The 12,709-nt window shown below is 36.9% G+C and carries 10 protein-coding genes; 6 read left to right on the top strand and 4 right to left on the bottom strand.

Annotated elements, in window-relative coordinates; genetic code table 11:
• Positions 1-123 precede the first annotated feature (123 nt).
• Together ACXAGS_RS01720 and ACXAGS_RS01715 are read right to left on the bottom strand one after the other, a co-directional pair.
• Positions 124-525: a DoxX family protein gene (locus ACXAGS_RS01720; protein ID WP_474904013.1), complete on the bottom strand. Its 402-nt coding sequence runs from the start codon at positions 523-525 to the stop codon at positions 124-126.
• Positions 526-536: 11 nt separating this feature from the next.
• Positions 537-1,688 (bottom strand): DNA polymerase III subunit, encoded by a 1,152-nt coding sequence (locus ACXAGS_RS01715; protein ID WP_474904011.1) that lies wholly within the window; start codon positions 1,686-1,688, stop codon positions 537-539.
• Between the two features lie 134 nt (positions 1,689-1,822).
• Here ACXAGS_RS01715 and ACXAGS_RS01710 point away from each other — a divergent pair, with 134 nt between their 5' ends.
• The 3 genes from ACXAGS_RS01710 (at position 1,823) to ACXAGS_RS01700 (ending at position 5,731) form a co-directional block, all read left to right on the top strand.
• Positions 1,823-3,013, top strand: coding sequence for a phosphoglycerate kinase (locus ACXAGS_RS01710; RefSeq protein ID WP_474904010.1), 1,191 nt, complete (start codon positions 1,823-1,825; stop codon positions 3,011-3,013).
• A gap of 119 nt (positions 3,014-3,132) precedes the next feature.
• Positions 3,133-4,713 (top strand): LysM peptidoglycan-binding domain-containing protein, encoded by a 1,581-nt coding sequence (locus ACXAGS_RS01705; protein ID WP_474904008.1) that lies wholly within the window; start codon positions 3,133-3,135, stop codon positions 4,711-4,713.
• A 10-nt stretch (positions 4,714-4,723) separates the two neighbouring features.
• Positions 4,724-5,731 carry a DUF4837 family protein gene (locus tag ACXAGS_RS01700; protein WP_474904007.1) on the top strand — a complete coding sequence of 336 codons (1,008 nt, stop codon included), beginning with the start codon at positions 4,724-4,726 and terminating at the stop codon, positions 5,729-5,731.
• A 69-nt stretch (positions 5,732-5,800) separates the two neighbouring features.
• On the opposite strand, the gene ACXAGS_RS01695 is transcribed toward ACXAGS_RS01700, so the two are convergent.
• On the bottom strand, positions 5,801-7,858 hold the full coding sequence (locus tag ACXAGS_RS01695; RefSeq protein ID WP_474904006.1) for an OmpA family protein: 2,058 nt from the start codon (positions 7,856-7,858) through the stop codon (positions 5,801-5,803).
• Positions 7,859-8,064: 206 nt separating this feature from the next.
• On the bottom strand, positions 8,065-8,256 hold the full coding sequence (tatA, locus tag ACXAGS_RS01690) for a twin-arginine translocase TatA/TatE family subunit (protein ID WP_010516327.1): 192 nt from the start codon (positions 8,254-8,256) through the stop codon (positions 8,065-8,067).
• A gap of 182 nt (positions 8,257-8,438) precedes the next feature.
• Between tatA and ACXAGS_RS01685 the strand changes: the two genes are divergently transcribed.
• From ACXAGS_RS01685 to ACXAGS_RS01675, 3 genes are read left to right on the top strand one after another with little or no spacing between them, the layout of a single operon-like run.
• Positions 8,439-9,308: a M23 family metallopeptidase gene (locus tag ACXAGS_RS01685; RefSeq protein WP_474904004.1), complete on the top strand. Its 870-nt coding sequence runs from the start codon at positions 8,439-8,441 to the stop codon at positions 9,306-9,308.
• Between the two features lies 1 nt (position 9,309).
• Positions 9,310-10,806 (top strand): GH3 family acyl-acid amido synthetase, encoded by a 1,497-nt coding sequence (locus ACXAGS_RS01680; RefSeq protein WP_474904003.1) that lies wholly within the window; start codon positions 9,310-9,312, stop codon positions 10,804-10,806.
• 36 nt (positions 10,807-10,842) lie between these two features.
• Positions 10,843-12,522, top strand: a complete 1,680-nt coding sequence (locus ACXAGS_RS01675) for a DUF6909 family protein (RefSeq protein ID WP_474904002.1) — start codon at positions 10,843-10,845, stop codon at positions 12,520-12,522.
• Positions 12,523-12,709: the final 187 nt, after the last annotated feature.

Raw genomic sequence — 12,709 nt, 5'->3', positions numbered from 1 at the left:
TAAAAAATAAAGGCCTTGGTAACCCAAGGCCTTTTTTATATTCTATACTAAAAATTAGCTGCTAGGTATTTAGCGTTTTCAAAAACAAGAATAAACTACTATCCATACGCTTTTTATTAGATTTTAGTTGGTAACCAAAAAGAGTAAAAAACACACGGGCATTAAATAGATAACTATAGTTTTTGCGCCCTCATAGTCTTTGGCCACACGTTGGCCCAACAAAAGCATCAATAAAGTCACGGCTGCTATTAATGCTGCGTAAAAGGCAAAACTTACATCATTAAACAATAATAAGTGGGCAAACCCCATAACGGATAAAATGCCTGCAACAAGCTCCATTGCCAAAATAGTTCCTAATAGCACAGGTACAAAGCCTGAAAATGGAGTTTCTTCAAAATGACTTTTAAGCCAAGATAGGTTTCCTTGCCAATCAAATATTTTATCTAAACCACTTTGTATAAAAACAATAATAATCATTGTTAACAGGATAAGTTGCGTTGCGTTTTCCGTAAAATGTAAATGCATGTCTTAGTTTTTTAGGCGGCTTTGCTGTGAAGCAAACGCGTTAGTTTTATAGAAAGATCTGTAAAAATAAGTTTGGTGTTACCATTACGTTCCACGTGAAGCATGGCACTTTCCAATTCTTCTATTATGCCCATAATATTGTTCTCGTGAACAAAAGGTGCAAACTTGGCTAAATCAAAGTTATCTACACTTATACTACTATACACCAAATCATTGGCTCCATAGTTTAACAATAGTGCCTGTCTAATAATGCCAATGCAGTATTGTATAAATTTTTTTTGCACTTCCCTTCCTGTTTTAGAAAGTTCATCGCTCCACAATAAAAGGTCATGAATAGCAGCTTTATTTCCCTTTGCCTTAAAAGCCGTACGTACCCACTGAACAAACCAACGTTCAAAAACCAAATCCTCAGAATCTTGGTTCAATAGGTCCAAAGCCTTGTTGTAATTTCCATTTGCTTCATGTGCCAACCTATTGGCTTCATCACTAGAGGCCCCATTTAATAACAAGTGTTCTACAATAACTGGTTCTGGCAAAGGGCCAAATTGTAAAATTTGGCAACGGCTACGTATGGTGTTAATAATTTGTTCCGCATCTTCCGTAATTAAAATGAGAACTGTTTTGTTTGGCGGTTCTTCAATAAGTTTAAGTAATTTATTGGCGGCAGAGGCATTCATTTTTTCTGCCATCCATATCAACATAACCTTATAACCACCCTCATAAGATTTTAAGGTTAGTTTCTTTACAATTTCTTGAGCTTCTTCAGTCCCTATTAGGCCTTGCTTCTTTTCAATTCCAATGGTTCGGTACCAATCAAATAAATTACCGTAAGGCTGTTCTTTAAGAAATTGGCGCCATTCGTTTATATAATTATCGCTTATGGCATGCGTTTTAACTTTGTCAGAGTTGGCAACCGGAAACACAAAATGTAAATCTGGATGGGTAAAAGAATTACATTTTAAATTACAACTGTTATTAGCGCCCTGGTTTTCGCCCCCAGTATTGCCACAAAGTATATATTGGGCATAAGCTAAAGCCATTGCTAGGGTTCCACTACCCTCTGGCCCCACAAATAATTGTGCATGCGGAATTCTACCTGCCTCTGCGGTGGCCGCTAAGTGTGTTTTTAAATGGTGCTGGCCTAAAACTTCTTTAAACAACATATGGTCAAAGATACATATTTGGCGATATGTAAAAATTTAAACTAAAATGCACCAAAACTTTACAAATTTTCAGAATAACCCCTTTACACGGCGTCGGTAATTAGTTACTTTTGAAGCTTAAATCCAATTTTGATATGAGAACAATAGACGACTATAACTTCGCAGACAAAAAGGCTTTGATTCGTGTAGATTTTAATGTGCCTTTAGATGAGGATTTCAATGTTACGGATACTAGTAGAATCGATGCTGCCAAACCAACTATTTTAAAAGTATTGGAAGATGGCGGTAGTGCTGTTTTAATGAGCCATTTGGGTAGACCAAAAGGGCAGAGTAATCCAGACTTGTCCTTATCTCACATTTGTGATAAAGTAAGCGAGATTATAGGCGTTCAAGTAAAATTTGTTGCAGATTGCGTTGGAGAAAAGGTAGAACAGGCTTATGCAGATTTACAAAACGGAGAAATTCTCCTGTTGGAGAATTTAAGGTTTTATGACGAGGAAACTAATGGTGACGAAGCTTTTGCGGAAAAATTATCCCATTTTGGAGATATATATGTAAATGATGCTTTTGGTACGGCGCACAGGGCACATGCCTCTACAACGGTGGTTGCCAAGTTTTTTCCAGAAAATAAATGTTTTGGTTATTTATTGGCAAAAGAAATAAAAGCAATAGATAAAGTTATGCAGACCGGTGAAAAACCGGTGACCGCTATTCTTGGCGGCGCAAAAGTTTCTTCAAAAATCACCATAATCGAAAACATCTTGGATAAGGTAGACAACTTGGTTATAGGCGGCGGAATGACCTATACCTTTGTGAAAGCAAAAGGCGGTAAGGTAGGAGATTCTATTTGTGAGGACGATAAAATGGAATTGGCGCTAGATATTCTTAAACAAGCAGAAGAGAAGGGTGTAGCTGTGCATTTGCCAGTAGATGTTTTGGCCGCAGATGATTTTAATAACAACGCCAAAACCCAGGTTGTAGACGTTACAGAAATACCAGATGGTTGGCAAGGCCTAGATGCAGGACCAAAAACCTTGGAAAATTTTAAACAAGTAATTCTTAACTCCAAGACTATTTTATGGAACGGGCCTGTTGGCGTTTTTGAAATGGAATCTTTTGCAAAGGGAACCATCACCATAGGTAACGCAGTTGATGAGGCTACCTCAAAAGGTGCATTTTCTTTAGTAGGTGGTGGGGATTCTGTTGCGGCTGTTAAGCAATTTGGTTTTGAAGAAAAAGTAAGCTATGTATCTACGGGGGGTGGTGCCATGCTAGAAAGTTTAGAAGGTAAAACTTTACCTGGTATTGCTGCAATAATGGCATAATCAGTTAGTTATAGAAATAGGGGCGTTCGTTAAAATTGCTGTTTTTTGTTTAGTGGATTTTAATTATTGAACAAAAAGATGCATTTTAGCGCGTCCCATTCCAAACTGAGGTGTCAAAAATGATTAGAAAGCGAATTTTTTGGGGCATAGTTGCTCCCCTAGGTATTCTTACTGCCACTGCACAAGAAACCACACATAAGGCAACAGAGCAGGATAGTACGCAAACCACAACTGTACTTAATGATACGCCATTAAACATACCTGCAATTGCTAAAAAGCAAGAACTTACTACAACGGAAGAGTTTGAGAAAGTATATGTTTATGATAGTCTTTGGTTAAAAGAACTAAGGGATAATCATAAATTTTATGATGAGATGTATGCTGAGGTGGTTCGTATAAATTACGATTCTATATTTTCTGCAGACTTATCTACGGATACGTTAAAAGCAAGGCTACAGCGTTTAAATGCAAAAACACCCTTTAACGTAGAATACAATCCTTATTTAGAACAAGTAATCCAGTCTTTTTTAAAAAGAAAGCGTGGTTTAATCCACAGAATGATTACCGCGAGCCAATTTTACTTTCCGCTATTTGAACAAGAGCTAGATATTCACAACATTCCGTTAGAAATGAAATATTTAGCCATTGTGGAATCGGCATTAAACCCTACCGCTAAATCTAGGGTGGGGGCTACGGGTCTATGGCAATTTATGTTTGGAACGGGAAAAATGTATGGCCTAGATGTAAGTAGTTACGTAGATGAACGTAGCGACCCCATTGCATCTACCCAAGCAGCCGGAAAATACTTGTCTAAATTATATAGTATTTTCAATGACTGGGATTTGGCATTGGCTGCCTACAATTCTGGACCGGGTAATGTAAACAAAGCAATTAGAAGGTCTGGCGGACATACTAATTACTGGAATATTAGACCTTTTCTTCCACGTGAAACCGCCAATTACGTGCCATTGTTTTTAGCCACCATGTATATGTTTGAGTACGCAGATGAACATGGTATTGTTGGTTTAAGGGCAGACAGACCCTATTTTGAAACGGATACGGTACATGTAAAAAACATGATTGGTTTTGAACACATTTCCAAACTGGTAAAAATTTCAGAAGAAGAATTAAAATTCTTGAACCCATCTTATAAATTAGATATTATCCCAAAAGTGGAAGGTAAAACGTATCCGCTACGTTTGCCGTTAAAGCATATTGGAGCGTTTGTAAGCAATGAAGATTCAATTTATTCTTACGCTAAAAGTGAGTTTGAAAAGAAAGAAAAAACATTGCCAGAATTGGTCACCAGTACGGACCGTGTTAGGTACAAAGTTAGAAGTGGAGACTATTTAGGTAAAATAGCAGAGCGTTTTGGAGTTGGCGTAAGCCAAATTAAAAGATGGAACGGTTTGCGAAATAACAACCTTAAGGTTGGCCAGCGTTTGGTTATCTATCCTAGAAAACCAGTTGCAGTTGCAACCACTACTAGCAAAAAGACCACCACGACCGCAACAGCAAAACCTATAAAATTACCCTCAGATCCATCTAAAATCCATGTAGTACAATCAGGAGATTCTCTTTGGACCATATCTAGGAAATATCCTGGCATAACTATTGATAACTTACGAAAGTGGAACGGTTTAAGTAACAACAACCTTAAACCAGGAACAAAACTCAAATTGTGTAATTGTTCTTCGTAAATTAGAGGATATGAAAAAATTAGGAACACTATTCATTTTGGCCCTTGCGGCCCTGACCGTTTATTCCTGTAAACAAGAAAAAAAAGCGGCAAACTTTTTGCCTGGTTCTACAGGGAGTGAAAATAGCCTTATGGTGGTTATGGATAACAGCTTGTGGCAAGGAGAAGTTGGTGAAAAGGTGCGCGAAGTTTTTGCTGCCCCAGCCGTAAGCTTAATGCCAGAACAAGCCATTCTTACACTCACACAGATACCGCCACAAGTATTTAAAGGAGCTACTACGCACGCGCGTTCCGTTCTTTTTGTTCAAAAAGACACGTTGACTATAGCCCATGTTAAACGAGATGTATACGCAGACCCACAAAATATAGCGGTTGTAAAGGGTAAAACAAATGCGGAAATAGTTGCCGGTCTAGACAAAATTGCAAAAGAAGCCATTACAGCCTTCAAAGCTGTTGAGATTGCCGCCGTACAGGAACGTTTTAACCGCTCTCTAAGCAAAGAAACGGCCATAGAAGATGAATTAGGTGTTAAACTCACTTTACCTTCTGTATATCGCGTTGGAAAGCAAGAAAAGAACTTTGTTTGGGTTGATCGCCAAATACCAAAGGGTAACATGAATATTATTGCCTACAGTATTCCAGATAAAACGTTTACTAGTGATTCTACATTTGTTCAAGATATTGTTAAGTTAAGGGATAGTATAGGTAAAAAGTATGTTCCCGGTCCTGATGCAGGCACTTATATGATGACGGAAAAAGCATTTGCTCCTTATGTGTTTCCTGCAGAAATAGGAGGAAGAAAAGCAGCAGAAGTTAGGGGTATTTGGGAAATTAACGGTTATCCAATGGCTGGTCCGTTTTTAATGTACATTATCAACGATAAACCAAATAACAGAAAATTGGTTTTAGAAGGGTTTACTTTTGCCCCGAATACGCAAAAAAGGGATTATATGTTTGAATTGGAAGCGGTATTAAAAACGCTTAAGTTTCCCAATGAAACAGAGATGGCAAGCAAATAAAACCTAGGATATATTTAATAAAAAAGCCCCTTTTTCAAGGGGCTTTTTTATTTATGTTTTAGCCATTATTTACATGGATACAATTATAAATTCTGAACGCCTGTTCTCTAAGTGTTTGTCTCTACTACAAGGAATACCATCCTCACAATTGTTAAGTGGTCTGTCTTCTCCAAAACCTTCTGCACTTGCAATTCTAGATGGGTCAATACCATTTTTAATTAAGTAATCCCTTGTGGCCTTGGCTCGCTTATCAGATAGATACTGGTTATACGCGCTACTACCTCTACTATCCGTGTGCGATTCAATTTTGATAACCATTTCTGGATACTCTTCCCAAACAGCCAATAGCCTATCTAATTCACTTGCCGCTTCAGATTTAATGTAATACCTGTCAAAGTCAAAGTTTATGTTGTCAATTTTCAACTTCTTAACACCGTCTTCCAATACAATGGGCGCTGCCTCTTTTTTCATTAATAACTCTAAACTTACACGCTCTTGGTCTTCTGTGGCAATATTTTTACTATGCTCTATGTAGCTTAGCAGGTTACTTACAATAGTATAATTACTTTGTTTGCTAACATCATCAAACTGAAACCTTCCGTTTTCATCCGTAACAAATTCTGCTAGTTTATTTTCGTCCTCATCCAATAAGGCTACAAGCGCTTCTTGGATAGGATTTCCCGTCAACTCGTCTAAGACCACTCCTTCTATTATAGCATGCATATCTACAGGAGGTTTTATCTCTAAATTAGTAAAGGCATAAATATCATCATCACCTTTACCACCATCTCTGTTAGATGCAAAGTAACCGGAATTGTTTTCCTCGTCCATCACAAAAGAAAAGTCGTCTTTGTTACTGTTAATAGGCTCTCCTATATTAGTAATGTTTTTATAACCCTCGTCCACTATATCTGCCTTATAAATATCTAGACCGCCAAAGCCTTCGCTTCTATTACTAGAAAAGTATAAGGCATTTTCAGAAACAAATGGGAACATTTCTTTTCTTCTGGAGTTTACGCCTTCTCCTAAATTGATGGGCGCAGAATAACTACCATCTTCGTTTATGGTTACGTAATAAACATCTGTTGCACCAAAACCGCCCGGCATATCAGAAACAAAATATAATTTGGTTCCATCTTGGTTCATGGCTGGGTGGCCGGTAGAATAGTTTTCGCTATTAAATGGTAGTTCTTTAGCTTCTGACCAACCATTTTCTGTTTTGGTAGAGGTGTATATTTTTAAATGGTTAACACCGTTTTGATCGCGCTTAAGCTTTTTGCCATAGTTGTTTCTGGTAAAATAAATGGTGTTTTTGTCTGGTGAAAAAGTAACCGCCGCCTCATGGTATTTACTATTAATGGTCTGCGGTAACTTTTCTACGTTTTTGACCTTTTCTAGATCTTCACCAACCTCGCCTACATATAAATCTAAATACGGTTGTTTGTTCCATTTATACCGTCTGGTTTTTAAAAATGCAGAATCTTTAGAAGATGCGTAAAGGAATTTACCCGCTCCAATTATCATTGGAGAAAAGTCTGAATATTCTGAGTTTATGTTTAGGTTTTTAATTTCTACCTCATAAGGCTTGCTGTTCTCTGCCAAACTATTTTCAATGATATTGGCCTCTTTATTTGCCAAAAGGGTTTGCATGTCCTGTGCATTAAAGATTTTCATGATTCTATTGGCTTTTTTATATCTGCCAGTTCCCTTTAAAGCGTGGGCATATTTAAATAAATCATCATTACTAACCGCATCAGCATCATTTTTATAGGCAATTTGGTAGTACTTACTTGCCATTTTCATATTGGAGTTAAAGTAGTGGGAATCACCTGCTCTTAACCAAACTGCCGCTGGAAAATCTTTTCGTTTTCTACTTAAAGCTTTATCATAAACTTTAGCCGCCTCTGCATACCACATTTTTTCAAAAAAGCTGTCTGCCCTTTTAATAAACTTGTTGTTAACATTAGTTTTTGCGACTGATTTACTGTTTGTTAGGCTATCGTTCTTTTTGTTTTCATTCAAAATGATTCTCTCAATTTCAGCATCTTCAAATTCCAACAAGGAAACAGATTGTGCCGAAATACTTAGGCAAAATAAGAATAGCGGTAGTAAGAATAGTTTTTTCATGGCTAGATTATAAAAGGCCTGTAATGTTTTAGTTTGATATATAGGCGATTACATCATGCACTTTAAAGTACATACTAGCTACGAAAATAGATTGTTAATAAGTAGTGGATTAATTTTTGTTGTGAAACAAAGAAATAGTGAAGTAAAAACGTAAAGGAGTGGCAGTATCTAAATGTATTGAAGCCTAAAAAAGAAAAAGACCGATATTATTCGGTCTCTTTTTTTCCTTCTATTTGTTCGTCTTCCTTAGAGGCATCTTTAAATTCTTTTATGCCGCTACCAAGACCACGCATTAATTCTGGTATCTTTTTTCCGCCAAATAACAATAATATGGCCAAAACAATCAATACAATTTGCCAAGGTCCAAGCATTCCAAGAATAATAGTACTTAAAACCATAATCTTTCTGTCTTAAATGAATACCAAAAGTACAAAATTCAACAGAGCATAGGTGTTAAATACCAAAATTTGAAGTTTTACTTTCAAAAAAATGTAAATTAACCGGCTGTAAATTGCTAAAATACCCTTAAAGTAAAGGTAAAAGCACGTAAATTAATTTGTAAACTTATCTTTGTCCATATATGGCAAAAAAAGCTAAAAAGCGTAAAGAAATTAAACGCAAGCTGTTACACAAGTACAGGTTGGTTATTTTGAATGAGAATACGTTCGAAGAAAAAATTTCTTTTAAACTAAACAGGTTAAACGTATTTGTAACCGGAACGCTTTTTATTATAGTTTTAATTGGACTTACCACTTTATTAATTGCCTTTACACCATTAAGGGAATACATACCTGGATATTCTTCTACCCGTTTAAAAAGACAGGCTACTGAGTTAACCTATAAAACAGATTCTTTGGTAAATGTTTTAAATTATACCAATGGGTATTTAGAGAATATTAGAAAGGTGCTCCGCGGAGAAATAGAAAACAATGAATTTACACGAGATTCTTTATTTGAAAGATATAAACTAGATCCATCTACCATAAACCTTGAGCCAATTGAAGAAGATTTGGCATTGCGTGAAGAGGTAGAATTAGAAGATAAGTACAATTTATTTGAACGTAATGTTGGAAACGGTGGAAACTTATTGTTTAAACCAGTAGATGGTTCTTTAACCGAAACCTATAATGCGGATAAAAAGCACTTTGCCGTAGATGTTGTTGCCCAAGAAGGAGCACCGGTTAAGGCTGTAGCCGCTGGTATGGTAATTTTTTCGGAATGGACTTCAGAAACGGGTTATGTGATTATTATTGAACACAAAGACGATATGATTTCGGTTTATAAGCATAACGGATCATTAAGTAAAAGCCAAGGAGATGTGGTAAAGGCAGGTGAGGTTATTGCCGCCGTAGGCAATACGGGTGAATTTACCACTGGTCCGCATTTGCATTTTGAACTATGGCTAAATGGCAAGCCAACCAACCCATTAGACTTTATAGACTTTAAATAATATGTCCTTAAAAGCATTCGCTGCCAAAATTTTTGCCAATAGAATTGCCAAAAAGAACAGTAAATGGATTAACAATCCTATTGGAGCTCAAGAAAAGGTTTTTAAAAACCTACTAAAATCTGCCGAACATACTGTATTTGGTAAAGACCATAATTTTAGTGCCATAAAAAACCATGGAGATTTTGTGGCGCGGGTTCCTATTCGCGATTATGAAGAATTAAAACCCTACGTAGAACAAGTGGTGAATGGAAAGGAAGATGTGCTTTGGCCCGGTAAGCCTTTGTATTTTGCAAAAACCTCTGGCACTACTTCTGGTGCCAAGTATATACCTATTACAAAACCTTCAATTAAAAATCAGGTAAACGCTTCGCGAGATGCTATTCTAAATTACATTCAAGAAACAGGTAATGCCGATTTTGTAGATGGGCGAATGATTTTTCTACAGGGTAGCCCAGAAATGGAAGAGAAAAATGGAATTAAGCTGGGTAGATTGTCAGGCATATCTGCACACTACGTACCCAACTATTTACAAAAAAATAGACTGCCCAGCTGGGAAACCAATTGTATTGAAGATTGGGAAACCAAGGTAAATGCCATTGTTACCGAAACCGAAAACGAAAACATGACGGTTATAGCGGGTATACCATCTTGGGTGCAGATGTATTTTGAAAAATTACAAGAAAAACACCAAAAGAAGGTTGGCGATTTATTTAAAAACTTTCAGCTGTTTATCTATGGCGGCGTTAATTATGAACCGTATCGTGCCAAATTCGAAAGTTTAATTGGACGTAAAGTAGACGCTATAGAGTTATTTCCGGCTAGTGAAGGGTTTTTTGCATATCAGAACTCCCAAGCGGAAAAAGGAATGCTACTACTTACAGATGCCGGTATTTTTTACGAGTTTGTAAAGGCAGATGAATTTTTTGATGAAGGCGCAAAACGTATCACCCTTAAAGACGTAGAACTACATGTTAACTATGCCATGATTATTTCTACCGATGCAGGCTTATGGGGATATAATATTGGAGATACCGTTCAGTTTATTTCTAAAGACCCTTATAAGATTATTGTCTCTGGAAGGATTAAACATTTTATTTCTGCCTTTGGAGAACACGTTATTGCCAAAGAAGTAGAACAAGCTATGAAAGATGCCATTGTAGCAACAGATGCCCAAGTGAACGAATTTACCGTGGCACCCCAAACCACACCAGAAAGTGGATTGCCTTATCATGAATGGTTTGTAGAATTCCAGAAAGAGCCATCTAACATGGAATTGTTTATACAAACCTTAGACACATCGCTTCAAAAACAGAACAGTTACTATTTTGATTTAATAGAAGGCAAGGTTTTAAAACGTTTGCAAATAGCTAAGGTGCAAAAAGATGGGTTTAAAGCTTACATGCAATCTATAGGTAAATTAGGAGGTCAGAACAAAATTCAACGCCTTTCTAATGACAGAAAATTAGCAGAAGCCTTAACTGCATTTAAAATAGGATAAGAAGATTTCCCGTATTTTTATACCGAAATACGGAATATGACGGCAATTAAGGAAACTACACGTGCGCAAGAATCTACCAACGCCATAGAGCGTTTGTACGTTACCATGCGGCACTTGTTAAATAGAGGATTTTACAAACCTTCTGGTATTTCTGGTAATGCATTGCGTAATGCTTTGCTGGTATTAAGACCAGAAATTTATGGTTCTGTTTCAGAAGATAGGGGGGAGTTAAACGGACTTATTTATGTGTTGGAGCGTCTCCCTATGGGGATAGAACAGTGTAGGTATATCAATTTAACGTCAGATGAAGGCATTTCAAAATCGCATCTACAGCCTATAATTCCGCCAAAAAGAAGAAGAAACTGTTATCGTATAGACGATGAGCAGATGAATATTGAAATTACGCGTGGTCGCTCTGACATCTACGATATTTTAACGCACTTAACATTTTTGTTTATTGAGGCAGATAAAATATGTGAACGCGTATGGATAGAAGAAGACAATACCACCATTCGCGATTGGCAAAAGCTAGAAGCTTTTGTTAAGCAAACGGAACGTACAGAAGAAGAGCGCGAAGTTGCGTATATACATGTGGCCAATATTCTTAGTAGAACGTATGCAGAGGTTGTGGCTATACAAAAGAAGTTTGCTACAGATGCTATGCCAGACCGTTTTCTGGAGTTTATTTATTGGTTGGGGAAGTTGGCAATAGAAGAGGTAGCCACCGGAAACAAAAGAACAATAACTTTTAGTCCACTCTTAAGAGAACGATTGGGTCACCATATTCATGGAGATCGATGGGCCACAACTATAAAGGAGACTTTAGAAAAATATAATCTACTGGGCAGACCGTTACACATAATTAGTGCTAACATGCACAGTGTAATGAACTCGCTTTTCGCCAGAAAAGTGCTCGCAGCAGAATTTGAGGGTAAAGACGATTTGGAAATTTATCAAGCCCTAAGTTTATCAGAAAACAAAGATTTACGGAATAAAGTTGAAAAAGTAGCTATTGCTAATGGGATGATTCCAATAGAAGATGCTTCTGGAGCTAATATTTCCGTACAGTTATTTGATACGGCTAAATTTAATGATGCTGCCTGTTGTTATCATATAGACAATAGCATTCCAGAAGATGAAAAACCCGTAATTTTTGTAATGGATTATGCCTTTGGCGAACAGGCTTACGAAACTATTGACGAGTTATTAAAACCTCTGGAAAAAGGAGATGATAAGGTGTTTCTAAATGTAGACTCGGTCTCCATAATGGGTAAAGCTGGAATACTAGAAGGTGGTAAGGGAGATTTGATGATACCTTCTGCACATATTTTTGAAGGTACGGCAGATAATTATCCTTTTGAGAACGAACTGTGTGCTAAAGATTTTGAAGGCCACGGATTAAAAGTTTTAGAAGGGACCATGGTTACCGTATTAGGTACGTCTTTACAGAATAAGGACATTTTAAAGTTTTTCTACGAGTCTACTTGGAATGTTATTGGTCTAGAAATGGAAGGAGTGCATTACCAAAAAGCCATACAATCGGCCTCAAGGGTAAGAAAAAGTGTAAGTAAGGATGTTAAGGTAAGATATGCCTACTACGCATCTGACAATCCTTTGGAAACCGGCAGCACATTGGCTTCTGGTGGGTTAGGTACAACCGGGGTTAAACCAACATACCTAATTACACATAAGATTTTAGACCAGATTTTTGGATAAATTATACTTATTGGTATTTCAATCACCATTACCCAATAAAATCTAAGATGTATTATAATAAATAAAAGTCTTTAGCTAAGTAAGTTTATAAGATTATGAATGAAATTGAATTATAGGATTTCTTTAATAGGGCCAACAGCCTTGTCAAAATAAATGCGGTTTGATTGATAAGTAACCCAATCTTCAA

The organism is Croceivirga sp. ABH4_376, from assembly GCF_056160685.1.
The sequence above is the reverse complement of the archived record's forward strand: the minus strand, read 5'-3'. Positions and strand labels throughout refer to the sequence as shown.